Genomic DNA, 25,985 nt, shown 5'->3' with positions numbered 1-25,985 from the left:
CGGCCCGGTTTGGCCCCCGCCTCAGCCGCGCGGGTGGTGCTTGGCGTGCAGCTTCTGCAGGTGCTCGCGGGCCACCAGCGTGTAGATCTGGGTAGTGGACAGCGAGCTGTGGCCGAGCAGCATCTGCAGGGCGCGCAGATCGGCGCCCCGGTTGAGCAGGTGCGTGGCGAAGCTGTGGCGCAGGCCGTGGGGGCTGATCCGGGCGGGATCGATCCCGGCCAGCACGGCGTACTTTTTCACCAGGCCCCAGAACTGCTGGCGGCTGAGCGGGTGCAGTGAGGGGTCGAGGAACATCGGCACCGCGCCATCCTGCGGGGTGGGCACAGTACGTTTGCCGGTGAGCTGGGGCCGCGATTCGGCCAGATAGCGTTCGAGCCAGTGCTGCGACTCTTCGCCGAGCGGAACCAGCCGTTCCTTGCTGCCCTTGCCGGTGACGCGCAGGACGCCCTGGCGCAGGTTGACGGCATTGGCCGGCAGATTGACCAGTTCGCTGACACGCAGGCCCGCGGCATACATCAGTTCCAACATGGCGCGGTCGCGCAGCCCGAGCGGCGTCTCGACGTCGGGGCTGGCCAACAGCGCATCGATCTGGCTTTCGGCCAACGCCTTGGGCAGCAGGCGCGGCAACTTGGGCGGATCGAGCAGCGCACTGGGGTCATCACTGCGCTCGCCGCGGCGGACGGCATCGGCAAAGAACGCCCGCAGCGCGGAGAGCAGGCGGGCGTTGCTGCGCGGCGACCAGCCGTGGCGCGAGCGCCAGGCCAGGTAGTCGAACAGCCCGGCGCGATCGAGACCGGCCAGCCCCCCAGCGACGCCGTCACGCCAGCGCGCAAGACCTTCCAGATCGCGCCGGTAACTGTCCAGACTGGCACGCGCCAGGCCGTGTTCGGCCCAGGCGGTGTCAAGGAAGCGCTGGATGCGCACGTTGTCGTCATCGCGCAGCTCGGGCAGGTGCTGGATGATCTGGCGGCGCAGTGCAGGGGTGGTGGCATCGGACATGGGCACAGCATACGGAGCAGCGGGTGCATGGGCCATCGAACGCGGACGGCGGGCCGGGTATGCTCCGGACATGACCGATACCGCGCTGTCGTCCCCTGCTGCCGATCGTCCTGCATCGTTGCTGCTGTGGCGGCTGTTGTCACTGTTATACGACTTCTTCCCCGCGCTGGCGCTATGGATGCTGCTCGGCGCTGTGTTCGTGGCGGTCTATACGTTGAGCGGTCACGCAGAGCGGGAGAACATCGCGCCGTTCAGTGCGTGGCAGTGGGCGTTGTGGGCGTGCTGCTGGGTGGTGACGGGGCTGTACGCGACGATGAGTTGGCGCCGCGGCGGGCAGACGCTGGGGATGCGACCCTGGCGGTTGCGGGTGGTGTCGCTGGACGGTGCGCTGGCCACGCGCGGGCAGTTGTGGCGGCGGTACGCGGTGGGGACGCTGTCGGTGTTGGCTGCCGGCCTGGGGTTCTGGTGGGCGCTGGTGGATCGGCAGCGGTTGACCTGGCATGACCGGGCCAGCGGGACGCGGGTTGTTCGGCTGCCGAAGCCGTGAAGCAAACAGCAAACAGCAGCGTCTGTTTTTCTCTGGGTTTGCGGAGAGGCGCAACCCATTTCTGGACCCGCCGCAAGTACGTCCATGTAGGCTCGTAGTGCGCCATCCATGGCGCACTACGGTCCTGAAATGGGTTGCGCCTCTCCGCATTGACAGGTTGCGAAATGCGGCTGGTCAAAGCGGATTTGCTGCGCAGCGGATGTTTTTCGCTTGGAGCACCAGCCCTCGCGCACGAGGCGCCTAGTGAGCGCAATCTTCATAGCGAAGTCGTACCTTCGCTCAATCGATCAAGCCTTCGTTGATCAGTCGCTCAGTCGCTCAGTCGCCAAGATTGAACACGAACCGCGGCACTGCGCCAATCCACCAGACCGCGAAGAGCCGCGCCATGCCGGCATGCTTCTGCTCCTGCTCTCCCTACCCCAACCAGAACATTGTCGGAGGCGCGGCGGGATTGCCAGGCCGGGACCGTGTGCTGCCATGGATGGCAGCACACGAGCCTACATGGGTGAAGGCGCATTGCTTGCGAGGCACTGCCTCGCATGCGACTGAACGCACAGCCGCCAGCGGCTGGGCCGGGCCGCGGAGCGGGACTTGCGGCGGGTCCCGGAATGGCGAGCCCGTCGCGCCTGGCTCGAGAGCACAGGGTGGCCGCTTTGGCTTTGCCCTTGGCGTTTGGGCGTATGAATCAGCCCGACTTGCGTCGGAACAACAACCCGGAAACCACCATCATCACAATCGGCGGCAACGCATACGCAATCCGATAGTCGAACTTCAACGCACCCGCCATACGCCCGAAGAACAACTGCAACAACCAGAAGCCCAACGCGAACAGAATGCCCAGGAACAACCGCTTGCCCATCCCACCACTGCGCAACGAACCGAACGCGAACGGCACCGCCGCCAGACACAGCGCCAGCACATTGAGCGGATAGAACCACCGGCTCCAGTACACATCCTCGTAATCGCGCGAATCCAGACCATTGCGCTTGCGATACTCGATACTGGTCCGCAGATCCGACGCCTTCAGGTTACGCGGCTTGGAAATGCCGCTCGCCAACGCCGCCGCATCCAGACGCGACGCCCACGGCTCGGACTCGACGTTCTCGCGTGTGGCCGAACGCTCACCAAACGTATCGCGGCGGACCTTGTTCAACACCCAGCCATCCTGTCCATGCTCGGCAGTGGCGGCGTAGGTCAGCGACGCCAAGCGACCATCGTCGGCGATCTTGTACAGGCGCACATCATGCAGGACCAGGCGCGTGCCGCCAGCGGCCTCCAACTGCTCGTCGCCGCTGAGCGCATTGAGGAACGTATCGCCTTCGCGTGCCCACACCCCCGAATACCGGGCCGTGCTCAAGCTGTTGCCCCACTTGGCACTGGCCTTGATCTCGTCCGCCTTGCTCTGCCCCCAGGGGCCGAGCGTTTCACCACTGAACACCATCACCGCGGTCATCAGCGACAGCGCGATCGCCACCGAGGCACTCAGCCGCTTGCGCGACAGCCCCAGCGCGCGCAGCGCGGTCAGCTCGGAGGTGGCGGCCAACTGACCCAGGCCCATCAGCGCACCGATCACGGCGGCCGTGGGGAAGAAGGTATAGGCGCGGCGGGGCACGGTGTAGAGCACCCAGGCGGCGGCATGGCCCAGGGTGTAACTGCCCTTGCCGACGTCCTTGAACTCGCCGGAGAAGGCCATCACCACGTCCAGGCCGACCAGCACGGCCCAGGTCAACAGGACAGTGCCGAACACGGCGCGGCCCAGGTACAGATCAAACCGCATGGGGCGGAACAGGGTCATGCGGTCCTCCGGGGACGCGACAGTTTGCCGTCGCGGAAATACATCCACAGCGCGAGCGCCAGCAGCGGCAGGGTCAGCCACCACAGGCCGGCCGCGCCGGGCAGCTTGCCATCGGCGATCCAGCGGGTGCCGATGAACATCAGGTTCATGCCCACCATGTAGGCCAGGAAGGCCAGCATCATCCGGCCGTAGCGCTGCTGGCGCGGCGAGCTGCGGGCCAGCGGCAGGGTCATCAGGGCGAAGGCCAGCGCGATCAGCGGCGGTGCGATGCGCGAGTGCAGCTGGGCCTGGGCCTCGGGGCGCTCATCGCCGAACAGCTGCGTGGTCGGCAGCAGCTCGGGATCGTCGTCCTTGCGGGTCTCGGCACCGTCGGGCATGGCCACGTCGTTGCGGGCGAAGGTCATCAGCTTGTAGTCCAGCGCACCATTCGCCGGGCCCTGCACCTGATGGCCCTGATCAAGCTCCAGGTAGCGCTGCTTGGCCCCTTCGAAGTACATCCGGCCACGATCGGCGGAGATCACCTCGATGGTGTCCTCTTTCTGGCGCTGCATGAAGACCTTGCCCAGCTGGGTACCGTCGGGCGAGACCGAGGACAGGTAGACCACGCCGCCATTGGGCAGGGAGGTGAACTTGCCTGCCTCCAGGCCGGCCATGACCACGCTGCGGTTGGCCTCGTCGATCATTTTCTCACCGGTGCGGTCGGCCCAGGGGCCCAGCCAGAGCGAGCACAGGGCGATCAGGCCGACCACCGGCACCACCAGCATCAGCAGGGGGCGCAGCAGGCGCTTGGGGCCGACGCCGATGGCGGTGATGACCGCCATTTCCGAATCCCGGTAGAGCCGGGCCGTGGCCAGCAGCAGGCCCAGCATCAGCGCCAGCGGCAGGATCAGCGGCATATAGACGATGAACTGCAGGCCCAGCTGGGAGAACAGCAGGCGGGCGGGCAAGCGGCCGTCGGCGATGTTGCCGAGGATGTCCACCAGGACACCGCCGACACTCACCACCAGCAACACGATGAGGGTGGCCAGGAAACTCTGGACGAAATCACGCAGGAGATAGCGATCGAGCTTCGACATGGGGCGGTGGTTTAAACTCTCGGATTCGTTCGCGATGCTGCCCAGTCTACCGACGGGACGTAAACAGCTCGCGATTGTACGGATTTGCCAACGGAATCTGATCAATGGCCCTGGAATTCACCCTGAACCACGCAGCGCCGGCCTCGGCCGAGTGCGATTGCGTCATCGTCGGCGCCTATGCCGACCAGACCCTGAGCCCGGCGGCACAGGCCCTGGACACCGCGTCCGGCGGCCGCCTGTCGTCCCTGATCGCCCGCGGCGACGTGGGCGGCAAGACCGGCAACACGACCCTGCTGCACGATCTGCCCGGCGTCACCGCCGCACGCGTGCTGGTGGTCGGGCTGGGCGAGCCGGCCAAGTTCGGCGTGCCGCAGTACCTCAAGGCAGTCGGCGATGCCAGCCGCGCTCTGAAGAGCGGGGTCAACCACCACGCGCTGTTCACCCTGACCGAGATCGAGGTCAAGGGCCGCGACGCCGCCTGGAACATCCGCCAGGCCATCATCACCGCCGACCACGCCGCGTACCGCTACAGCGCCACGCTGGGCAAGAAGAAGGCCGACGAGCCGGGCCTGACCACGCTGGCCATCGCCGGCACCGACACCCAGGCGCTGGCCCAGGGCCAGGCCATCGCCGCCGGTGTGGAGTACGCCCGCGAGCTGGGCAACCTGCCACCGAATTTCTGCACCCCGGCCTACCTGGCCGAGTCCTCGGTCGCGTTCGCCCAGGCCCATGACGGCGCCGAGGCGGAGATCCTGGACGAGCAGCAGATGGAAGCGCTGGGCATGGGCTCGCTGCTGGCCGTGGCACGCGGCTCGGCCAACCGCCCGCGCCTGGTCGTGCTGAAGTGGACCAACGGCGGCGACGCCAAGCCCTACGTGCTGGTCGGCAAGGGCATCACCTTCGATACCGGTGGCGTCAACCTGAAGACCCAGGGCGGCATCGAAGAGATGAAGTACGACATGTGCGGTGGCGCCAACGTCATCGGCACCTTCGTCGCGGCCGTGACGGCCAAGCTGCCGCTGAACCTGGTGGTGGTGGTGCCGGCGGTCGAGAACGCCATCGACGGCAACGCCTACCGCCCGTCGGACGTGATCACCTCGATGTCGGGAAAGACCATCGAAGTCGGCAATACCGACGCCGAAGGTCGCCTGATCCTGTGCGACGCCCTGACCTACGCGCAGCGCTTCGAGCCGGCCGCGCTGATCGACGTGGCCACGCTGACCGGTGCCTGCCTGGTCGCCCTGGGCCACCAGACCGCCGGCCTGATGACCAAGCACGACGATCTGGCCAACGAACTGCTGGCCGCCGGTGAGCACGTGTTCGACCGCGCCTGGCGCCTGCCGCTGTGGGACGAGTACCAGCCCATGCTGGATTCCAGCTTCGCCGATATCTACAACATCGGCGGCCGCTGGGCCGGGGCGATCACCGCTGGCTGCTTCCTGTCGCGCTTCGCCGAAGGCCAGCGCTGGGCCCATCTGGACATCGCCGGCGTGGCCAGCGACGAAGGCAAGCGCGGCATGGCCACCGGCCGTCCGGTCGGCCTGCTGAGCCAGTGGCTGCTGGACCAGGTCGCCCGCGCCTGATGCCCTGCCCGATCGCGGCCGCCTGCGGGTGGCCGCGATCCCGCCCGGCCTGGCGCCGGGTTCTCCCTCCGCTCCAGGCCCTGCCATGTCCCGTGCTGATTTCTACCTGATCGCCAAGCCCCGCTTCCTGACCGAGCCGTTGCGCCTGGTCTGCGAACTGGCTCGCAAGGCCAACGACGCCGGGCTGTTCACCCTGGTGCTGGCGCGCGACCAGGCCCAGGCCGAAGAGCTGGACGAGCTGCTGTGGGCGTTCGACAACGATGCCTACATCCCGCACCAGATCGCCGGCGAAGACATGGACGAGGAAGAGGCGCTGGTGCTGATCGCCGTGCCCGGCACCGAGGCCCCGGCCCGGCCGCTGGTGATCAACCTGCGCGACGATCCCTATCTGGCGGCGTGCGACCGCGTGCTGGAAGTGGTGCCGGCTGACCCGGAGGCGCGCGAACCGCTGCGCGAACGCTGGCGCCAGTACAAGGCACTGGGCTTTGACCTGAACAAGTACGACATGTAACCCGCGCGGCGCCCGTCCGGTCGCCGCCGTCCCCGGAGACCCTTGATGCGCCTGTTGATCGCCCTGATCTTTCCCTGGTTCGCCTTCTTCACCATCGGCCGCCCGATCGCAGGCATCCTCTGCCTGATCCTGCAGATCACGCTGATCGGCTGGCTGCCCGCCGCGATCTGGGCCGCCTACGCGGTCTCACAGTTCCATACCGACCAGAAGATCCGTCGCGCCTTAGGGCGCTGAGCTTCCGGCACCCCCACCTTCCGTATTCGATCCTGGTTCCCGCATGACCCAACTCGCCTCCAGCTACGACCCGAAAACCTTTGAAACCGCGCTGTACGACGCGTGGGAGAAGGCCGGCCATTTCAAGCCGTCCGGCAAGGGCGAGCCGTACACCATCCTGCTGCCGCCGCCGAACGTGACCGGCACGCTGCACATGGGCCATGCCTTCCAGCAGACCCTGATGGATGCGCTGGTGCGCTACCACCGGATGCGCGGCTACGACACGTTGTGGCAGGTGGGTACCGACCATGCCGGCATCGCCACCGAGATGGTGGTGTCGCGCAATCTGGCGCTGGCCGGCAATGGCGAGACCCGCGATTCGCTGGGCCGCGACGGCTTCATCGAAAAAGTGTGGGAGTGGAAGGGGCAGTCCGGTGACACCATCGAGCGCCAGATGCGCCGGCTGGGCACCTCCAGCGACTGGTCGCGCAGCACCTTCACCATGGACCCGCAGCCGTCCGAGGCGGTGGTCGAGGCCTTCGTGCGCTGGCACGAGCAGGGCCTGATCTACCGTGGCCAGCGCCTGGTCAACTGGGACCCGGTGCTGAAGACGGCCATCTCCGATCTGGAAGTGGAGAGCGTGGAGGAAGACGGTTTCCTGTGGTCGATCAGCTATCCGCTGGCCGATGGCAGCGGCACCCTGACCGTGGCCACCACCCGCCCGGAAACCATGCTCGGCGACACCGCCGTAATGGTCCACCCGGAAGACGAGCGCTATGCGCACCTGATCGGCAAAATGGTGAAGCTGCCGCTGACCGATCGGGAAATCCCGGTGATCGCCGATGATTACGTCGACCGCGAGTTCGGTACCGGCGTGGTCAAGGTCACCCCCGCGCACGATTTCAACGATTACCAGGTCGGCCTGCGCCACAACCTGCCGATGATCAACCTGTTCACCCCGGTGGCGGCGATCAACGACAACGCCCCCGAGAAGTACCGCGGGCTGGACCGTTACGAAGCGCGCAAGGTGATCCTGGCCGAGCTGGAAGATCTGGGCATCCTGGTCGAGACCAAAGCGCACAAGCTGCAGGTGCCGCGTGGCGATCGCACCCAGCAGGTGATCGAGCCGTACCTGACCGACCAGTGGTTCGTGAAGATGGACGTGCTGGCCAAGCGCGGCCTGGAGCTGGTCGAGAACGGCTCGATCCAGTTCGTCCCGGCCAACTGGATCAACACCTACCGCCACTGGATGGAGAACATCCAGGATTGGTGCATCAGCCGCCAGCTGTGGTGGGGCCACCGCATTCCGGCGTGGTTCGACGATGCCGGCAACTGCTATGTCGGCCGTGATGAGGCCGAGGCCCGCGCGAAGAACAACCTCGCTGCCGACCTTGCCCTGCACCAGGACAGCGACGTGCTGGAGACCTGGTTCTCTTCGCAGCTGTGGCCGTTCTCCACCCTGGGCTGGCCGAACGAGCAGGCGATGGCCGCGCGCGGTTTCGAGCGCTACCTGCCGTCGTCGGTGCTGATCACCGGGTTCGACATCATCTTCTTCTGGGTGGCCCGCATGATCATGGCCACCGACAGCTTCACCGGGAAGATTCCGTTCAAGGATGTCTACATCACCGGCCTGATCCGCGATGCGCAGGGCCAGAAGATGTCCAAGTCCAAGGGCAACGTGCTCGACCCGCTGGACATCATCGATGGCATCTCCATCGAGGACCTGGTCGCCAAGCGCACCACCGGGCTGATGAAGCCCAAGGATGCGCCGAAGATCGAGAAGGCGACGCGCCGCGAATTCCCGGAGGGCATCATCGCCCATGGTGCCGATGCGCTGCGCTTCACCATCGCCGCGCTGGCCACCCACGGCCGCGATATCAAGTTCGACATGAACCGCGCCGAGGGCTACAAGAACTTCTGCAACAAGCTGTGGAACGCCAGCCGCTTCACCCTGATGAACACCGAGGGCAGCAGCTTCACCGGCGTGCCGCAGCCGCGTACCGATGCCGAGCGCTGGATTCTGGCGCGCCTGGCCGCGGTCTCGGCCGAAGCGCAGACGTATTACGCCAACTACCGCTTCGACCTGCTGGCGCAGTGCCTGTACGAATTCGCCTGGAACGAATTCTGCGATTGGTTCCTGGAACTGACCAAGCCGGCGCTCAACGGTGCCGTCGCCGAGGATGCCAACAGCACCCGCCACACCCTGCTGTACGTGCTCGAAGCGCTGCTGCGCCTGCTGCACCCGCTGACCCCGTTCGTCACCGAGCAGCTGTGGAGTCAGGTCGCCCCGCGCCTGGGCCTCACCGACGACACCATCTCGCTGCGTCCCTACCCGACCGCCGAGGAGTTCGCGGGTGATTTCGCCCGCGCCGAGGCCGACGTGGAATGGCTGAAGTCGATGGTCAATGCCCTGCGCCGCGTGCGCAGCGAGTTGAACGTGCCGCCGTCCAAGCTGGTGCCGCTGCTGCTGCAGGGCGGCAGCGACGATGACCGCGCGCGCATGACCCGCTTCACCTCCTCGCTGTCGTTCCTGCTCAAGCTGGAACGCATCGAATGGCTGGCCAACGGCAGCGACACGCCGCCAGCCGCCGCGGCGATCGTGGGCGATCTCACTCTGCTGGTGCCGCTGGAGGGCCTGGTCGATCTGGGCGCCGAACGCGCGCGCCTGGACAAGGAAATCGCCCGGGTGGAATCGGAGAAGGAAAAGAGCGAGACCAAGCTGGCCAAGTTCACCGACAAGGTGCCGGCAGCCGTGGTCGAGCAGGAACGCGTGCGCCTGGTCGAGTGGACCGCCCAGCTGGATGGCCTGCGTTCGCAGCGCGCGAAGCTGTAAGCGCTTGGGGGGAGGTAGTGCCACGCCATGCGTGGCTGCCTTCCGGGGCGGGATGACGTGCAGCCACCCATCGGGTGGCTCTACCCTGGGCCGATGATGTCGCTGTCCCTGTTCTGCATCGTGCTGTTCGCCGCCCTGCTGCATGCCAGCTGGAACGCGATCGTCAAACGCGGCACCGACACGCTGTTGACCACGATCCTGGTCACCGGCTCGGCGGCGCTGATCGCCGCGATCGCGCTGCCGTTCGTGCCCGCCCCCGCACCACAGAGCTGGCCATGGCTGGCCGCTTCGACCCTGCTCCAGGTCGGGTATTACGTGCTCGTCGCACGTACCTATCAAGTGACCGACATGAGCGCGTCCTACCCGCTGATGCGCGGCTGCGCGCCGATCCTGGTCGCGTTGATCAGTACGCTGTTTCTGGGTGAACGGCTGGCGTGGATCGCGTGGGGCGGCATCGCGCTGATCTGCCTGGGCATCCTGTGCATGACCCGCGGCACCCCGCGCCAGCATCTGTGGCTGCCGCTGCTCAATGCCGGCGTCATCGCCACCTACACCCTGGTCGATGGATGGGGCGCACGGCACTCAGGCGCTGCGGTGAGCTACACGCTGTGGCTGTTCCTGCTCTCCGGCCTGCCCCTGCCGCTGTGGGCGTTGTGCACCCGTGCGGCCGCGCTGCGTGACTATGCACGTCGCAACTGGGGCTACGGCATCGTCGGCGGCGGCGGCACGCTGGTCTCCTACGGGCTGGCGCTCTGGGCCATGACGGTCGCGCCGATCGCCATGATCGCCGCGCTGCGCGAAACCTCGATCCTGTTCGGCATCCTGATCTCGGCCTGGGTACTGCGCGAGCGCGTCACCCGCCAACGCTGGATCGCTGCAGGCCTGATCGTGCTCGGGGCAGTGGTGCTGCGGATGGCGTAGCGCCACGCCATGGGTGGCTGCACGCCAACCCGTGGACGGTAGTGCCGGCCGCTGGCCGGCCACCCAACATCAGAGCGGCGGCATTACCTGGATGTCGTCGTCGACCAGCTCGATGGCCATCACCAGCGCATCCTCGCGCCCGTCGCGGGCGGGGTAATAACGCGGGCGGCGGCCGATCTCATTGAATCCCTCGCTGTGGTACAGCGCCACCGCCGAGGTATTGGACGGGCGCACTTCGAGGAAGACGCGGTGCGCGCCATGGTCGCGCGCCAGCTTCACCAGCGCGCGCAGCAGGTAGCGGCCGTGACCACGCGACTGGCACAGCGGGTCCACGCAGATATTGAGGAGATGGGCTTCGTCGGCGGCGATGCTGAGCAGTCCGTAGCCCATCAGCAGGCCATCCTCTTCCATCGCCAGGCCGGGATAACCGGCACGCAGGCAGTCCTGGAAGATGCCGCGGGTCCACGGGTACGGGTAACCGCGCACCTCGATCGCCATCACGGCATTGAGGTCGCTTTCGCGCAGCGCGCGCAACGACAACGGCCGTGGCGAGCTCACCGCGCTCACGGGCGGCCCCGCTTGCGCAGGGCGCGCAGCTGCGGCCACAACGCGCGCTTGGCGGCGGCGCTACTGCGCAGTTCGTCCAGGTTCCAGCTGGCCATCAAAGCCTGGGTGTCCGGCTCGGCCGGGTTGCAGCCGGAGGCGCGCAGCAGCGCGATCTGCAGGCGATCGGGCATCCGCACCGCGGCGCGGCGGCCTCCGCCTGCGCGTGCCGGCGTGGCCGCCGGGCCGGGCGGCGGCGCGCCTTCTTCGACCGTGCGCGGCGGGCTTCGGCGTACCGGTGCGGGCGCATCCACCGCCGGTGCCGGCCGCGATTGGCGCACGGGCGCAGCCGACTCGGCGAGCGGCGCCGCGCTGAGCTGGACATCAGGTACCGCAGCGGCCTCCGGCTCGACACTGCCGTCGACGAACACCGTGTAGCCCATCGCCTGCAGCCAGGACTGCTGCGCCGGCGACCACAATGGCGGCAGCGCCTGCCCGCTCACGCGTTCGGCTCGACCGTCTTGCGGGTGCGCTGCCACACCCAGTAACACGGGCCGGACAAGGCATACACCACGCCCACCGCGAACAGCACGCGCGGCAGATCAATGACCATGATCGCGATGGCGATCGGCACCAGGGCCAGCGCCAGGAACGGCACGCGGTCCGCGCGCGGCCCCCGCTCGCCACTGCCCTTGAAGCTCCAGAAGCGGATCCGGCTGACCATCAGCAGCGCCGCCACCAGGGTTACGCCCAGCGCGACATAGCGCAGCTGGTTGCCGTCCCAGCCCAGGTTGCCATCGGCGAAGGCCCAGACGAAGGACATCATCAGGCCCGCAGCGGCCGGGCTGGCCAGACCGATGAACCAGCGTTTATCGACCACGCTGACCTGGGTATTGAAACGGGCCAGGCGCAGTGCAGCGCAGGCGGCATACAGGAAGGCGACCGCCCAGCCGACGCGGCCCATCACCGGGTCGTCGAACTTCAGCCAGGACAGCGACCAGTGGTACATCACCAGGGCCGGGGCCATGCCGAAGCTGACCAGATCGGCCAAGGAGTCGTACTGAACGCCGAATTCGCTGCTGGTGCCGGTCAGGCGGGCCACGCGGCCGTCCAGGCCATCCATGACCGCCGCGACGAACACGGCGACGGCGGCATTGACGAAGTCGCCATTGGCCGCGGCGATGATCGCGTAGAAGCCAGCGAACAGGCCTGCGGTGGTGAACAGGTTGGGCAGCAGGTAAATGCTGCGCGAGCGCGGCGGGGGTTTCATCTGATCCATGTGGGGAGTTTAGCTTGCCAGCACCGGCCCCGGGGTGCTGCAATCGCGCTTCTGCCCCGTTCCCGGAGTTGCCATGCGTGCCCTGTCCCGTCTGAGCGCCCTGCTGCTGCTCGCCAGCGCCACGGCCAGCGCCGGCAACGTCTATAAGTGGAAAGACGCCAATGGCGTGACCCAGTACTCGGAGAAGCCGCCGGCCGGGCAGGCATACGAGGCCCGCCAGGTCGAGCACCGCGACCCACCCCCGCGCGAGACGGCGGCCGCCCCGGCGGAAAACAAGGAGTGCACCAGCGCCCGCAGCAACCTCACCCTGCTCAACGGGCCGGGCAAGGTGATGCAGGACACCGATGGTGACGGCAAGCCCGATGCCACCTTGACCGACGCGCAACGCAGCGCCCAGAAAACGCTGGCCGAGGCCGCCATCCAGGCCTACTGCACGCCCAAGGCCTGAGCCAGGCAGCCCGGCTGAGGGGCTAAAACCGCCCCCAGCACCCATCGTGGCGGCCGGACTGGCAGAATATCGGCTTCTGCCGTTCAGCGAAGCCGACGATGCGCCTCTCCCAGTTCCACCTGCACACCACCAAGGAAACCCCCAGCGACGCGGAGCTGACCAGCCACCGCTTGATGCTGCGCGCGGGCATGATCCGCAAGCTGGCCTCGGGGCTGTACACCTGGTCGCCGCTGGGCCTGCGCGTGCTGCGCAAGGTCGAGCGCATCGTGCGTGAGGAAATGGAGCGTGCCGGTGCGGTGGAATTCCAGATCCCGACCATCCAGCCCAAGGAACTGTGGGAAGCCACCGGCCGCTGGGAGAAGTTCGGTCCGCAGCTGCTGAAGATCAAGGATCGCAAGGAGCAGGTGTTCTGCTACAGCCCGACCGCTGAAGAGGCCGCCGCCGACTTCGCGCGCCAGGAACTGTCCAGCTACAAGCAGCTGCCGGTCAACTTCTTCCAGATCCAGACCAAGTTCCGCGATGAGATCCGCCCGCGCTTCGGCGTGATGCGCTCACGCGAATTCCTCATGAAGGATGCGTATTCCTTCCACCTGCACGATGAGTGCCTGGTGCGCGAATACGAGAATATGAAATCGGCCTACAGCCGTATCTTCACCCGCCTGGGTCTGGATTTCCGCATGGTGCAGGCCGACTCCGGTGCGATCGGTGGCGATGCGTCACAGGAGTTCCACGTGATCGCCGATTCGGGCGAAGACGCCCTGGTGTTTTCCACCGGCTCGGATTACGCGGCCAATATGGAAGCGGCCATCGCCGCGGCTCCGGGCGAGCGCCCGGCCGCCAGCGAAGCGCTGCGCAGAATCGATACGCCCACGCAGAAAACCTGTGAAGCCGTGGCCGCTCTGCTCGGCCTGGGGCTGGAGCGCACGGTCAAGTCGATCGCGATCATGAGCGAAGCCGGTTTCGTGCTGGCGCTGGTGCGCGGCGATCACGACGTCAATGAAATCAAACTCGGCAAGGTCGCGGGTCTGCAGGGCTACCGCATGGCCAGCGAGGCGGAAATCGCCACGCACCTCGGCAGCGAGCCGGGCTTCCTCGGCCCGCTCAACCCGGCACAGCCGATCCGCATCGTGGCCGACCGCGACGTCGCCGCGCTGGCCGATTTCGTCATCGGTGCCAATGAAGCCGGTTTCCATATCGCCGGCGTCAACTGGGGCCGTGACCTGCCCGAGCCGGAAGTGGCGGACATCCGCAACGCCAAGGCCGGTGATCGCGCCGCCGATGGTGGTGAACTGAAAATCGCGCGCGGCATCGAAGTCGGCCACGTGTTCCAGCTCGGCCGCCAGTATGCGCAGGCGTTGAATGCGACCGTGCTCGACGAAAACGGCAAGGCCGCGGTATTGGCGATGGGCTGCTACGGCATCGGCATTTCGCGCATCGTCGCCGCGGCGATCGAACAGAATCACGACGACGCCGGCATTATCTGGCCCGATGCGATGGCACCGTGGCAGGTCGTGGTCTGCATGATCAACCCCAAGCAGGACGAGACCGTGTCGGCCACCGCCGCCGAACTGCTCGCGCAGCTGCAGGCTGCCGGCCTGGATGTGGCGCTGGATGATCGTGGCCTGCGCCCGGGTGCGATGTTCGCCGACATGGAATTGATCGGCGTACCCCATCGGATCGTGGTGTCCGAGCGCGGCGTCGCTGCCGGCACATTCGAGTACCGCGCGCGCAGCGCGGCCGAAGCGGAGGTCCTGGATCGGGACGCACTGCTGGCCAGATTGACGAAGTAATGACAGGGCCGGGTGCAATATCCCGGCCTTTTCAATGGTGCCGCCGGTTTCAATATGTCCGGCTTGTTTGTGTATTTCGCAAAAGAGAATGTATGCTGTTTCCGATGCCAAGGACCGGCTCACCCTGTCCTTAATATATTGCGGAGTAGTAGATGAGTATCGACCTGAGCGGCCTGTCCGCCAAAGAGCTGGGCGCGCTGATCAAGAACGCCAAGAAGCAGCAGACCATCGTCGCCAAGCGTCCGGCGATCACCAAGGTCCGCGCACAGCTCACCAAGCTGGCCAAGGCCCAAGGCTATTCGGTGGAAGAGCTGTTCGGCGGCGCCGCCCCGGCCGCACGTGGCCGTGCCGCGAGCAAGGCCACCAAGGCGCCGGCCAAGGCCGTTCGCAAGCTTGGCAAGGTAGCCCCGAAGTACCGCAACCCTGCCAACCCCAAGGAAACCTGGACCGGCCGTGGCAAGCAGCCGCGCTGGCTGGCTGCGCATACCGCCAAGGGCAAGAAGGTCGAAGAGTTCCTGATCAAGAAGTAAGCCGGTGAGTCACTGCTGCACATGAAAACGCCGGCCTCGCGCCGGCGTTTTCGTCCCCGTTGATCGAGCGCGCGGTGACCGGGGTGGTCAGAGATTCTTGCGTGCCGGGATCAGCAGATTGCCGAACAGCAGACCGGCCACCAGTGCCATCACTACGTTGAGCACGGTCATGAGCACGGTCTGGCCGGCGCTCATGTCCTGCTGCTGGACCAGGGTCAGCACGCCGCGCAGGCTGGTGCTGCCGGGCACCAGCATGATGATGCCGGGCAGGCGGATGATCGCGCCCGGGCGCTGCGCCAACCGACCAAACAGATTGCCGGCGGCGGTCAGCAGCATCGCGGACATGAAAATGCCGGCCGGGATGCCCCACGCCTGTCCGGCGAATTTCGAGATCGCATAACCGGCAACGGCCGCCGCCATCACCCAGGGGAAATCGCGGCGGTTGGCCTTGAACAACATCGCGAACGCGAACGCCGCCAGCAGCAACGCGCCCCATTCCACCCAATCGGCCTGCGGCCGCGAGGCGCGGACCAGCGGCTCCAGCCCGACGATGCCCGACAGCGTCACCGCGATCACTGCGCCCACCGTCAGTTTCAGGATCGTGGTCACCGCACCGGCAAACCGCGCCGTGCCGGAGACCCAATGCTGGCTGGCCAGCTCGTTGACCGCGTTGGTCAGCGACATCCCGGGCAGCAGCACCACCAGCGAGGCAATGATCACCGTGTTGAGGTTGAGCGCCCCGACGAAGGAAGCCACCAGCGTCGCCACCGAGCCGGCCAGCAGCGCCGCCAGTGCTTCATTGGCCTCGCGCGTGGCCGGGCGGCGGTCGGTATACATGCCCATGACGCCGATCAGCAGGCCGATCACGCCAGCGGTGGCGATGTCCAGCCACGGCAGCTTCCACAGACCGGCCACGCCTGCCGCGCCCAGGCTGTAAGAAAGAATGGTGCGGATCTTGCCCCAGCGGCCCGGATCCTTGTCCAGCTGGCGCAACGCGGTATGGCCCTGCGCGATGCTCATGGTGCCGTTGGCCACCGCATCGGTGATCTGGTCGGCGATGCTGAGTTTATGCAGGTCGTTCTCGCCCGGTGCCAGTCGGATCACGCGGGTGATGTCCGACGAACCGATCGCCTTGGTGGGGTCGCTGAAACTCAGGATCAGGCCGGTCGGGTTCGACCACGGCTCGCAATCCAGGTCCAGGCGTTGCGCCAGCGCGACCACGGCCGCTTCCAGCCGCTGTGCGGTGGTGCCATAGCTGTGCAGGCGCCCGGCCATTTCCGAAACGAAGGCCACGCGCTGTGCGTAGGTGGCCGGTGGTGCAACGATGGTGGGGGCGTCGGCAGACATGCGGCGTAGTATTACCCGAACACGCCCCGGCCTGAAGAATCCCGGTGTCATCGCATCGCGGCCTGGTGGCCCGGGTGTTGCCGAGCGACGCGGTCAGCCCCATCCGGCGCATACGCGAGCCATGCACCCGGACAGGGTATGCTGCGCGCAGGACGCCTACATGACCTCAGACCAAGCCCCCCATCTCGAGCAGGATGCCCAGGACCCCGGCCTGATCCGGTTGTCTGGCCATTGGACATTACGCACCGCGCTGGACGCGGCCGAAGTGCTGCGCGGGCTTCCGGAAAAGGTGACCGGTCTGGACGCCAGCGGGATCACCGCGCTGGACTCGGCCGGCGTGCTGCAACTGCTGCGTGTAGCGCATCGCGCCGATCTGGGCGAGGACGCGGTGACGTTCCGCGAGGAGCATCGCGCGCTGGTTTCCACCATCGAGGAAGTCGCTGACGACCGGCCCAAGGCCAAGCGCGATTTCGGCGTGCTGGCCGCGCTGGAACGGCTCGGTGTCAGCGTGCACGGCATGGGCCACAACATCGTGGCGCTGGCCAGTTTCCTGGGCGAGAACCTGGTCAAGGGTGCGCGGTTGATCAAGGAACCGCGCCGATTCCGTCTCACCGCCACCGTCGCCCAGATGGAACAGGTCGGCCTGGATGCGGTGCCGCTGGTCGCCCTGCTGTCCTACCTGGTGGGCGCGGTGATTGCCTTCCTCGGCTCCACGATCCTGCGCGACTTCGGCGCGGAGATCTATGTGGTCGAGCTGGTCAGCATCGCCTTCCTGCGCGAGTTCGCGGTGCTGTTGACCGCGATCGTGCTGGCCGGCCGCACCGCCAGTGCGTTCACCGCGCAGATTGGTGCGATGAAGGCCCGCGAAGAAATCGACGCCATGAAGACCCTGGGGCTGGACCCCGTCGATCTGCTGGTGCTGCCGCGGCTGACCGCCCTGTTGATTACCCTGCCGCTGCTGACCTTCATTGCGATGATCGCCGGTCTGGCCGGTGGCATCACCGTCGGCGCGTTCGATCTGGATATCCCGCCGCAGATGTATATCGCGCGGATGCACGACACCATGGAAGTGCGCAACATGCTGGTGGGTCTGGCCAAAGCCCCGGTGTTCGCCTTGGTGATCGGCCTGATCGGCTGCCTGGAAGGTCTGAAGGTGGAAGGCACCGCACAGTCGGTCGGCGAGCGCACCACCTCCAGTGTGGTGCAGGCCATTTCGCTGGTGATCATCCTCGACGCGTTCGCCGCGCTGTGGTTCATGAAGATGGGCTGGTAACCGATGATCACCGATACCGCCCCCACCCCGGACCGCGACGCCGCCGCCACCGATGACGGTGAACTGCTGATCCGCGTGCGCGGGCTGACCAACCGTTTCGGCGCGCAGGTCGTGCACGACGGCTTGGACCTGGACGTGCGTCGCGGCGAGATCCTCGGTGTGGTCGGCGGCTCGGGCACCGGCAAGTCGGTGTTGATGCGCAGCATCCTGGGCCTGCGCACGCCGGATGATGGCCAGATCGAGGTGCTGGGCGTCGATGCCCGCTCCGGCGACCCGGCCAACCGCCTGCATATCGAGCGCAACACCGGCGTGCTGTTCCAGGATGGTGCGCTGTTCTCCTCGCTGACCGTGGGCGAGAACGTGCAGGTGCCGCTGAAGGAACATCACGGCGAGCTGCCCGAGCGCTGGCATTACGAACTGGCCCTGCTCAAGGTGAAGCTGGCCGGCCTGCCCGCCGATGCGATCAACAAGCTGCCCTCGCAGCTGTCCGGCGGCATGCGCAAGCGCGCCGGCCTGGCCCGGGCGCTGGCGCTGGACCCGCCGCTGCTGTTCCTGGATGAGCCCACCGCCGGTCTGGACCCGATCGGCGCGGCCGCCTTCGACCGCCTGATCAAGACCCTGCAGGAAGCGCTGGGCCTGACTGTCTTCCTGATCACACACGATCTGGACACGCTGTATGCGATCTGTGACCGGGTGGCGGTGCTGGCCGACAAGAAAGTCATCGCCAATGCCCCGCTGCACGAGATCGAACAACTGGACCACCCGTGGATCCAGGAGTACTTCCACGGACCGCGCGCGCGTGCTGCGCGCGATGCAAAGCACGAGAGCGAGTAAGCCATGGAAACCAAAGCCAATTACGTCCTGATCGGCGCCTTCACCCTGATAGTGGGCCTGGCGCTGCTGGCCTTCGGCCTGTGGGCCGCCAAGTACTCCTCCGACCGCACCTGGACCGAGTACCGCGTGGTCTTCCGCGAGGCCGTCACCGGCCTGTCGGTGGGCAGCCCGGTGCAGTACAACGGCATCGCGGTCGGCTCGATCACCGAGTTGAACCTGGTGCCGGACGATCCGCGCCAGGTCGTCGCGCGGATCCGCCTGAACTCCAATACCCCGGTCAAGACCGACACCCGCGCCAAGCTCGCGATCACCAGCCTGACCGGCCCCTCGATCATCCAGCTCAGCGGCGGTACGCCCCAGTCGCCCGCGCTGACTGCGGTCAACAAGGATCCGGCCCCGATCATCCCGACCACCCCGTCAGCGCTGCAGAACATCACCGATGTAGCCAACCGCATCGTCGAGCGCATGGACCAGGTGCTCAGCGACCGCAACGTGGCCAGCATCAACGCGACCCTGGCCAACCTGGAAACCATCAGCGGCGGCCTAGCCGACCGTGACCAGGGCACCCAGGCGCTGCTGCTCAGCGCGCGCGATGCCGCGCGCAGCCTGGATGTCACCCTGAAGAGCACCAACGGCACCATCCAGCGCCTGGACAAGAATCTGGTGCAGCAGTTGCCGCCGATCCTGGACAAGCTGGAGACCACGCTGAGCAAGCTGGACTCGGCCGCCGGCAACGCCGACTCGATCCTTGGCGAGAACCGCGCTGCGATCAACAGCTTCGCCAACGATGGCCTGGCCCAGCTCGGCCCGACCCTGACCGAGCTGCGCGGCCTGATCCGCGACCTGCGCCGGGTCAGCGACCGCCTGGACAACAACCCGGCACGCTACCTGCTCGGCCGTGACGCACCCAAGGAGTTCGAACCCAAATGAGCCGCCCGACCTTCTTCCGGCCCCTGCTGCCGATCGCCCTGATCGCCGCGCTTGGCGGCTGCTCGCTGCTGGGCAGCAACGAACGCAGTGCGGTGACCATCTATTCGCCCGTGGTCCGCATCCAGGCTGACCCGAGCTGGCCGACCGTCGACTGGCAGCTGGTACTGGTCAAGCCCAGCGCCGCGCGCGTGGTCGACAGCCCGCGCATCAACGTGCGCCCGACCCCCTCCGAGCTGGAGGTCTACAAGGGCGTGAGCTGGGCCCAGCCAGCCACCGACATGCTCGATGACGCGCTGGTGCGCGGCTTCGAGGACTCGCGCCGCATCAACGGGGTGGCCCGCGTCACTACCGGCATCCGCGCCGACTACAAACTGGCGATGGACGTGCGTCGCTTCGAAGCCGATTACCGTGGCCAGGCCACGCCGACCGCGCTGATCGAGGTCAACGCCAAGCTGATTCACGTGATCGACCAGCGCGTGGTTGCCGATCGCACCTTCCGCCAGGAAAACCCGGTGGGCAGCACCGACGTCGCGCAGGTCACCGCCGCGCTGGAACAGGGGCTGCAGACGCTGACCACGAACGTGGTGGGCTGGACGCTGGTCACCGGCGAGCAGGACCACGCCCGCAGCGCGGTCACCCCTGCCCGGGTGCGTTGATCCAGCGGAAGGTCAGATTGAGGCGCTCGGCCAGCGGCCGGGCGCTCTTCGGCAGGGAATGCTGGTAAAGGCGCTGGGTCTGCCCGCCCATCACCAGCAGATCGCCGTGGTCCAGCAGCACCTCGGCCTTCTTCGCATGGTCGTCCCGACGCCTTAGCAGGAACCGCCGCGGCGCGCCCAGACTCACTGACGCGATCACCGGGGCCGGCCCCAGTTCGGGCTCGTTGTCGCTGTGCCAGCCCATCCCGTCATCGCCATCGCGGTAGCGATTGAGCAGCACACTGTTGAACGCGTGGCCGCAGAAGGCCGCCAGCTGATCGCGCAGCGGCAGCAACGCCGGATGCCAGGGCTGCGGCACGAACTCAGTGCCGGAATAGCGATAGCGCGCGGCCGGGTCGCCCATCCAGCAGCTCAGGCGCGGGGAATCGACCTGGCGGCCGAACATGCGGATCTTGTGCACCTCCCATGGGACGTCGTCGCGGAGCGTGCGCTGGAGGGTGTCGGCGGCGTCACGGGGCAGCCAGTGGCGGTGCCAACTCACTTCAGTGTCGCGCAGATGCAGGTCCATGGCCTTCCCTAAGGAGCCACCGTGGTGCCCGATGGACGGACACCACGGTGGCGACAGCGATCAGGCATTGTCGAACGCCACGCCCGTTTTTTCCTTCAACTCCTCGATACCCACGCCCGGGGCCGCCTCGACCAGGACCAATCCCTTGTCGGTGACATCGAACACGGCCAGCTCGGTGATGATGCGATCGACCACGCCCACACCGGTCAGCGGCAGAGTGCACTCGGGCAGAATCTTGTGCTCGCCGCTCTTGGCGGTGTGCTCCATCAGCACCACCACGCGCTGCACGCCGGCAACCAGATCCATCGCCCCGCCCATGCCCTTGACCATCTTGCCAGGCACCATCCAGTTGGCCAGGTCGCCCTTGTCGGTCACCTGCATCGCGCCGAGGATGGCCAGGTTGATGTGGCCGCCGCGGATCATCGCGAAGCTGTCGTGGCTCCCGAAGTAGCTGGCACCCGCACGCGCGGTCACCGTCTGCTTGCCGGCATTGATCAGGTCTGCATCCACCTCGACCTCGGTCGGGAACGGGCCGATGCCCAGCAGGCCATTCTCGGACTGCAGCCACACATCCACGCCGTCGGGAATGTGGTTGGCGACCAAGGTCGGCAGGCCGATGCCCAGGTTCACGTACGCGCCGTCGGTCAGTTCGCGCGCGGCGCGTTTTGCCATTTCATCGCGGGTCCAGGCCATCTCAGTTCGCCTCCTGGCGCACGGTTCGCTGTTCGATACGCTTTTCAGGATGCGGGTTGTGCACGATGCGGTGCACGTAGATGCCCGGCAGGTGCACCTGGTCCGGATCGATGCTGCCTACCGGCACCACCTCCTCCACTTCCACGATGCACAGCTTGCCGGCCATCGCACAGGCCGGGCTGAAGTTGCGCGCGGTCTTGCGGAACACCAGGTTGCCGGCCTCGTCGGCCTTCCAGGCCTTGACGAGTGCGATGTCCGCGCGCAGCGCGGTCTCCATCACATAGTGCTTGCCGTCGAACTCGCGGGTCTCCTTGCCCTCGGCCACCACCGTGCCGTAGCCGGTGGCGGTGAAGAAGGCCGGGATGCCGGCGCCGCCGGCACGCAGCCGTTCGGCCAGGGTGCCCTGCGGGTTGAACTCCAGCTCCAGCTCACCGGCCAGGTACTGGCGTTCGAATTCCTTGTTCTCCCCCACATAGGACGAGATCATTTTCCGGATCTGGCGGGTGGTCAGCAGCTGGCCGAGGCCAAAGCCATCCACGCCCGCATTGTTGGAGATCACGGTCAGATCCTTGGCACCGGTATCGCGCAGCGCGGCGATCAGTGCCTCGGGGATACCGCACAGGCCGAACCCGCCGACCGCCAGGGTCTGACCATCGGCGACAGCGCCCTGCAGCGCCTCGGCGGCGCTGCCATAACGCTTGCCGCCCGAACTGGACTTGTGCATTGCTCTGCTACCCAAACGATAAAGGTACCCGCATTCTAGCGGCACGTTGGACATCCGCTGGGATGCGGCGCAGCATCACGCTTCAGCAGTGCAGTGACGGCCTGTAGCACAAGGCCGTCATCGCGCCCGATCAGGCCACTGACGTCGACCTGTTCTGGGCCGTGCGCCGGTCCATCAGCACGACCAAGGCATACACCAGCAACATCATCACCGGCATCAGGGTACGGCTGACACTGGTGCGCAGGTGCCAGTTCAGGTCATGCGGCGTGCCCAGATACACCAAGTACAGAACGATGCCATAGGCCAGCGCCGCCAGGATCGCAACGACCACGGTCGGCTGCCGGACGCTGCGCCGCCACATCACGGCCATCACGAGCAACGGCAGCAACACCCACTCAGGTACCAGCAGCCGCTTGAGAATCAGCGCGCTCCCCCCCTGCTCGCTCAGCCGAGCCCAGGCCTGCGCCTTCATGTCGGTCGTGGCCAGATCGTTGCCGACCCCGGCGCTGCTGACAGCAAACATCCATGCCAGCAGCGGCAGCACCGCAACGCCGAAAGCAAGTGCCACCTTCCAGTACAGACGCCGCTCCCGCACCAGCCCTTCAAACAACACAACGCCCACCACAACGCCTGCGACGACCACGCCCTCGTTCTTCAGCAGCGACAGCACTGCGATCACCAGCGCGAAAGCAAGCAGGTCGACCCCGCGCGGTGCGCCTCGCGCCTCGCGCAACCGCATGGCGGTGGCCAGCGCGGCAACCGCATACACTGCGACCGCGACGTCCAGGTAACCGTTGACAAGCATCTCCCCGCCCATCAACAGCAGACCCAGCACAAACAGCGCGAGCCACTGCCGCGAACGCAGGCTTGACCCGATCAGGAGCAGTGCCGGCAACAGCAACAGGGGAGCAATGGCCTTGGGGAACAACTCATTCCACTGTCCGACCAGTTTCGCCGCTGATGCCATGAGAAGCGGAACCAGCACCGGATAGTCATTGTGGCTCCACGGCGCATAGTCATCCAGCTGGGCATACAGTGTGCCCTCCAGATAGATGCGCTTGGCATGGAACAGCCAGATCGAGCGCGGGTCCCAGTCATCCCCGGGGCTGCCCAATGAGATCACCACCAACACGGCAACGATCGACACGACAATGGCGACGCGTCCATCACGCAGGGCAGCAAGGGAAAGCAGTCCACAGCCGAGGAAGGCCGCGAACAGGACCACCAACGGCCAGCCCATCAAGCCCAGCGCTCCGGCGCCATAGCACAGCAGCGCGCTGGCAAGCATGCCAAGTGCCGCACGGCCAGCAAGATCAGGCGCAGTCGCCAAGGATGACATCCCCACTCCTTTCGATGAGCGTGCAGGTCGCTGCCACAGGATCGGCTGCCCTCAGAATCCGCATACGGGCGTCGGCATCGCTGAACCGTTGGGGGAACAGCGCTTCCCACATGCGCTGTTGCAGCAACGTATCGTCCCTCAGCCCCTGTCCCAGTGAAAGCACACTTCCTTCGTCCAGCGGATGCCTCTGCAGCAGTGCACGGGCGTCAACCACCTCCTGCGGCAGCGACGCATTGATGCCGGCATCGGCGACGAAGGCATCGCGCAGCAACGCGACATCGAAATCAGACTTACGCGCTGCATTGGCCAGCGTTCCGGCGATGAGCAGTGCGATAAGCACTGCACCTATCAGGCGACCGCGGGAAAACCGGGTGACGGGAGGTGAGGGAGTCATGTCCATGAGGGGCAGCAGGCAGAGGGAGCGGAGCGACGGGAGCCGCACGCAGCGCGCATCTGCCCTCCGTGGCGGATCAGTAGAATACCGGACACCGAACGAATCTGCGCTGCCGCCGACGGCACCAGCCAGACACCTATCACAGCAGCACAGTCTCCATCCAACCCCATACACGGTCTTCATGAGGCGCAGGGTTTGCCGCCCGCGGTCTACTACTGCTCATCGCCTATCCCGACGTGTCACTGGCAGCGATAGTCGTAAGGCATTTGGCTACCGCGGAACGGATCAGTCAACGCATCGGTGTACTGCCCCATCAACAGCCGGTGGGTCGGCAGCAGGTTCTGTCGGTAAAAACGGCTGAACGAAGCAAGCCACTCTCCCCGGGCCGTCAGCTTTACGCAGCCATCTTTGATCTCAATGGTGCCCGACTGCAGCTGCTCGGTCAGGCGAACCTCAACCAGATGGTGCTCGCGCACATACTCGTCAGTAAACACTTGGCGAAACGCATCATCGCGGATACCCCCTCCACGTTGCTGGAGCTTCTCCAGGATGTAGAACGACAGCGAACGATCAATCACGGTCGGCACCGAGATCGCGAACACATACCCTCCCAGCAACCAGATCAGCGCCAGTTGAATCAACTCGAGCCTGCTGAAGTCGCGGAACCATCCCAGTACATAGATGCCACCCAGGACGACCACCAAAGCGACACCTGCATCAAAGATGCTGGCATAAAGCACCACGTCCACGCGGAAGTAGCGCATGTGCAGGTAGTAGATCAGCAGAAGTCCGGCGATGAACGCCAACGTGGCAAGGAAGGCTCGCAGGTATTTGTTCACTTGAACACCAGGAATTTGTTGGCGAGGAAACTGAAGGCCATCTGCAGTGCTGTGGCCAGCAGAAAACCAACGCGGTAGTCGTGGCCAAGACGGTCGGTCCAGGCATACATGACCAGGGCGTGCAGCATGGCGATGCCGACATACACCATCAGAAATAAGGCACCCTGCCTGGTGACACTGCCTTCGCTGCCCCGGAACACGAAGTAACGGCTGCCCAAGAACGAAACGGCGATACCGAAGACCGCTGCGATCGCGTTCGCCACGCCCGCCAACGGCAAATGCAACACCTCGATGTTGAACCACAGAACGCCATAGTGGATGGCCGTGGCGACCAGGCCGTTGATCAGGTAGCGGAGCAGCTGACCGCCGAGCGCATCACGCGCTGCGGAGGGCGGCATGCTGGACATCTTCAACGTACTCACGATAACTACCCAAGCCAAGTACGCCGCCACCGCGCATCATGCCCGATAGCATCAGGATGATCAGCGTGAGCGCAGCGGTCTGAAGGAACACCAGCACCAGGATGCCGAATGCCAGCGAAAACCAACCTGGCGTGGCAAATCCGAGCATCTTCAATGCGATGGCAATAAAGCCACCCGTCACCGAAAGTACTGCGACGATCGTGCAGGCGATGCCGACACGTACCAGGACGTCTTCAGCGAAAACCATAAGGGCACGGAAACCATGAAGTGCCAGACCGACGAAGTTCATCTTGCTGCGACCGGCGTACCGCGGCCCGCGATCAAGCGCGCAGCTCTGCACACGCAGCTTGGACGCCAGCACACTGGCAGCCACGTGAATCCACATTTCAGGCATCGCGGCCATCCGCCGCACCCCCGACATCTTGGCTGCCATGAAGTTTCCGAAACTGATCCTGCGACCGCTCAGCACCGAAAAAAGGAGCTTGTAAACGATGTAGAAGCTCTTGAAACGCAGCGACTCGACACGGCTACGACGCGCTGCAACGACCACGTCGACATCGTCAGCGTCCAGACCAGCCACGAGCTCGGCAATGGTCTGCGGCATGTCTTCACCGTCGGAGTCCATTACGACCACGATGACGTCGTTACCGAAGTGCTCGGCGGCGTAACTCAAGCCGATGGCAATGGCCCGCTGATGGCCCACATTACGGCGCAGCTTGATGACAACACCCTCCAAACCGGACGCCTCGATGGCTGAGGCGGTCAGCGGTTGCCGAACGGAGCCATCATCGACGGCGATGACATAGGTATCCGCCGCTTGGGTACGCGCGAGTTCCATGAAAAGCCGCGAGGAGGCTTCCAGGTCCTCATATACCGGCATGACCACTACCGTTCGCAT

27 protein-coding genes and 1 pseudogene are annotated in these 25,985 nt (G+C 66.0%); 13 read left to right on the top strand and 15 right to left on the bottom strand.

Annotation, left to right across the window (positions count from 1 at the left end):
* Positions 1–21: 21 nt before the first annotated feature.
* Positions 22–999 (bottom strand): site-specific tyrosine recombinase XerD, encoded by a 978-nt coding sequence (xerD, locus tag AC13F7_RS16050; protein WP_483002070.1) that lies wholly within the window; start codon positions 997–999, stop codon positions 22–24.
* 70 nt (positions 1,000–1,069) lie between these two features.
* Here xerD and AC13F7_RS16045 point away from each other — a divergent pair, with 70 nt between their 5' ends.
* Positions 1,070–1,546 carry an RDD family protein gene (locus AC13F7_RS16045; RefSeq protein ID WP_483002069.1) on the top strand — a complete coding sequence of 159 codons (477 nt, stop codon included), beginning with the start codon at positions 1,070–1,072 and terminating at the stop codon, positions 1,544–1,546.
* Between the two features lie 685 nt (positions 1,547–2,231).
* On the opposite strand, the gene lptG is transcribed toward AC13F7_RS16045, so the two are convergent.
* The gene (gene lptG / locus AC13F7_RS16040) at positions 2,232–3,341 is read right to left on the bottom strand and encodes an LPS export ABC transporter permease LptG (protein WP_481470292.1); all 1,110 of its coding nucleotides are present in this window, start codon (positions 3,339–3,341) and stop codon (positions 2,232–2,234) included.
* Positions 3,338–4,417: an LPS export ABC transporter permease LptF gene (lptF, locus tag AC13F7_RS16035; RefSeq protein WP_483002067.1), complete on the bottom strand. Its 1,080-nt coding sequence runs from the start codon at positions 4,415–4,417 to the stop codon at positions 3,338–3,340. Before lptF ends, lptG begins: the two co-directional genes overlap by 4 nt.
* Positions 4,418–4,521: 104 nt before the next feature.
* Between lptF and AC13F7_RS16030 the strand changes: the two genes are divergently transcribed.
* From AC13F7_RS16030 to AC13F7_RS16010, 5 genes are all read left to right on the top strand, one after another.
* Positions 4,522–6,000, top strand: a complete 1,479-nt coding sequence (locus AC13F7_RS16030; RefSeq protein WP_481470290.1) for a leucyl aminopeptidase — start codon at positions 4,522–4,524, stop codon at positions 5,998–6,000.
* Positions 6,001–6,085: 85 nt separating this feature from the next.
* The gene (locus tag AC13F7_RS16025; RefSeq protein WP_019182556.1) at positions 6,086–6,511 is read left to right on the top strand and encodes a DNA polymerase III subunit chi; all 426 of its coding nucleotides are present in this window, start codon (positions 6,086–6,088) and stop codon (positions 6,509–6,511) included.
* Between the two features lie 45 nt (positions 6,512–6,556).
* Positions 6,557–6,745 (top strand): YqaE/Pmp3 family membrane protein, encoded by a 189-nt coding sequence (locus AC13F7_RS16020; protein WP_088432079.1) that lies wholly within the window; start codon positions 6,557–6,559, stop codon positions 6,743–6,745.
* Positions 6,746–6,788: 43 nt separating this feature from the next.
* Complete coding sequence (locus AC13F7_RS16015) at positions 6,789–9,557, top strand: valine--tRNA ligase (RefSeq protein ID WP_483002064.1); 2,769 nt, start codon at positions 6,789–6,791, stop codon at positions 9,555–9,557.
* A gap of 96 nt (positions 9,558–9,653) precedes the next feature.
* A complete protein-coding gene (locus tag AC13F7_RS16010; RefSeq protein ID WP_483002062.1) occupies positions 9,654–10,478 on the top strand; it encodes an EamA family transporter in 825 nt (274 codons plus the stop codon).
* A gap of 69 nt (positions 10,479–10,547) precedes the next feature.
* On the opposite strand, the gene rimI is transcribed toward AC13F7_RS16010, so the two are convergent.
* Genes rimI through pssA form a run of 3 tightly spaced genes read right to left on the bottom strand, consistent with a single transcriptional unit; the run spans position 10,548 to position 12,300 of the window.
* Positions 10,548–11,045, bottom strand: a complete 498-nt coding sequence (rimI, locus tag AC13F7_RS16005; protein ID WP_481470287.1) for a ribosomal protein S18-alanine N-acetyltransferase — start codon at positions 11,043–11,045, stop codon at positions 10,548–10,550.
* On the bottom strand, positions 11,042–11,524 hold the full coding sequence (locus AC13F7_RS16000) for a hypothetical protein (RefSeq protein WP_483002059.1): 483 nt from the start codon (positions 11,522–11,524) through the stop codon (positions 11,042–11,044). The genes rimI and AC13F7_RS16000 overlap by 4 nt, the downstream gene beginning before the upstream one ends.
* Entirely contained in the window at positions 11,521–12,300 is a 780-nt protein-coding gene (gene pssA / locus AC13F7_RS15995; RefSeq protein ID WP_123731220.1) for a CDP-diacylglycerol--serine O-phosphatidyltransferase, read from the bottom strand. Before pssA ends, AC13F7_RS16000 begins: the two co-directional genes overlap by 4 nt.
* Before the next feature lie 73 nt (positions 12,301–12,373).
* Between pssA and AC13F7_RS15990 the strand changes: the two genes are divergently transcribed.
* The 3 genes and pseudogenes from AC13F7_RS15990 to AC13F7_RS15980 form a co-directional block, all read left to right on the top strand.
* Entirely contained in the window at positions 12,374–12,748 is a 375-nt protein-coding gene (locus AC13F7_RS15990) for a DUF4124 domain-containing protein (protein WP_483002057.1), read from the top strand.
* 98 nt (positions 12,749–12,846) lie between these two features.
* A complete protein-coding gene (locus AC13F7_RS15985) occupies positions 12,847–14,538 on the top strand; it encodes a proline--tRNA ligase (protein WP_481470284.1) in 1,692 nt (563 codons plus the stop codon).
* A gap of 152 nt (positions 14,539–14,690) precedes the next feature.
* A pseudogene (locus AC13F7_RS15980) lies at positions 14,691–15,065 on the top strand (H-NS histone family protein); the annotation flags it as partial.
* Between the two features lie 90 nt (positions 15,066–15,155).
* Here the strand turns inward: AC13F7_RS15980 and AC13F7_RS15975 are convergent.
* Complete coding sequence (locus AC13F7_RS15975; RefSeq protein WP_481470283.1) at positions 15,156–16,415, bottom strand: threonine/serine exporter family protein; 1,260 nt, start codon at positions 16,413–16,415, stop codon at positions 15,156–15,158.
* A 121-nt stretch (positions 16,416–16,536) separates the two neighbouring features.
* Between AC13F7_RS15975 and AC13F7_RS15970 the strand changes: the two genes are divergently transcribed.
* Genes AC13F7_RS15970 through AC13F7_RS15955 form a run of 4 tightly spaced genes read left to right on the top strand, consistent with a single transcriptional unit; the run spans position 16,537 to position 20,108 of the window.
* Positions 16,537–17,688 (top strand): ABC transporter permease, encoded by a 1,152-nt coding sequence (locus tag AC13F7_RS15970; RefSeq protein ID WP_481470282.1) that lies wholly within the window; start codon positions 16,537–16,539, stop codon positions 17,686–17,688.
* Between the two features lie 3 nt (positions 17,689–17,691).
* Positions 17,692–18,522 (top strand): ABC transporter ATP-binding protein, encoded by an 831-nt coding sequence (locus AC13F7_RS15965; RefSeq protein ID WP_481470281.1) that lies wholly within the window; start codon positions 17,692–17,694, stop codon positions 18,520–18,522.
* A 3-nt stretch (positions 18,523–18,525) separates the two neighbouring features.
* A complete protein-coding gene (locus tag AC13F7_RS15960; RefSeq protein ID WP_019182569.1) occupies positions 18,526–19,452 on the top strand; it encodes an MlaD family protein in 927 nt (308 codons plus the stop codon).
* On the top strand, positions 19,449–20,108 hold the full coding sequence (locus AC13F7_RS15955) for an ABC-type transport auxiliary lipoprotein family protein (RefSeq protein WP_483002054.1): 660 nt from the start codon (positions 19,449–19,451) through the stop codon (positions 20,106–20,108). The genes AC13F7_RS15960 and AC13F7_RS15955 overlap by 4 nt, the downstream gene beginning before the upstream one ends.
* Here AC13F7_RS15955 and AC13F7_RS15950 read toward each other — a convergent pair.
* From AC13F7_RS15950 to AC13F7_RS15915, 8 genes are all read right to left on the bottom strand, one after another.
* Complete coding sequence (locus tag AC13F7_RS15950) at positions 20,086–20,676, bottom strand: alpha-ketoglutarate-dependent dioxygenase AlkB family protein (protein WP_483002052.1); 591 nt, start codon at positions 20,674–20,676, stop codon at positions 20,086–20,088. The genes AC13F7_RS15955 and AC13F7_RS15950 overlap by 23 nt on opposite strands.
* Before the next feature lie 60 nt (positions 20,677–20,736).
* Positions 20,737–21,369 carry a CoA transferase subunit B gene (locus tag AC13F7_RS15945; protein WP_483002050.1) on the bottom strand — a complete coding sequence of 211 codons (633 nt, stop codon included), beginning with the start codon at positions 21,367–21,369 and terminating at the stop codon, positions 20,737–20,739.
* A gap of 1 nt (position 21,370) precedes the next feature.
* Positions 21,371–22,093 carry a CoA transferase subunit A gene (locus AC13F7_RS15940; RefSeq protein WP_483002048.1) on the bottom strand — a complete coding sequence of 241 codons (723 nt, stop codon included), beginning with the start codon at positions 22,091–22,093 and terminating at the stop codon, positions 21,371–21,373.
* A gap of 130 nt (positions 22,094–22,223) precedes the next feature.
* A complete protein-coding gene (locus AC13F7_RS15935) occupies positions 22,224–23,432 on the bottom strand; it encodes a hypothetical protein (RefSeq protein WP_483002046.1) in 1,209 nt (402 codons plus the stop codon).
* Positions 23,407–23,772: a hypothetical protein gene (locus tag AC13F7_RS15930; RefSeq protein WP_483002044.1), complete on the bottom strand. Its 366-nt coding sequence runs from the start codon at positions 23,770–23,772 to the stop codon at positions 23,407–23,409. Before AC13F7_RS15930 ends, AC13F7_RS15935 begins: the two co-directional genes overlap by 26 nt.
* A 293-nt stretch (positions 23,773–24,065) precedes the next feature.
* The gene (locus AC13F7_RS15925) at positions 24,066–24,665 is read right to left on the bottom strand and encodes a hypothetical protein (protein ID WP_483002042.1); all 600 of its coding nucleotides are present in this window, start codon (positions 24,663–24,665) and stop codon (positions 24,066–24,068) included.
* Positions 24,662–25,063, bottom strand: coding sequence for a GtrA family protein (locus AC13F7_RS15920; RefSeq protein WP_259261773.1), 402 nt, complete (start codon positions 25,061–25,063; stop codon positions 24,662–24,664). Before AC13F7_RS15920 ends, AC13F7_RS15925 begins: the two co-directional genes overlap by 4 nt.
* On the bottom strand, positions 25,041–25,985 hold the full coding sequence (locus tag AC13F7_RS15915) for a glycosyltransferase (RefSeq protein WP_483002040.1): 945 nt from the start codon (positions 25,983–25,985) through the stop codon (positions 25,041–25,043). Before AC13F7_RS15915 ends, AC13F7_RS15920 begins: the two co-directional genes overlap by 23 nt.

The organism is Stenotrophomonas sp. K-6 (genome assembly GCF_056861555.1).
Note: the sequence above shows the minus strand (reverse complement) of the source record. Positions and strands in the feature narration are given on the sequence as shown.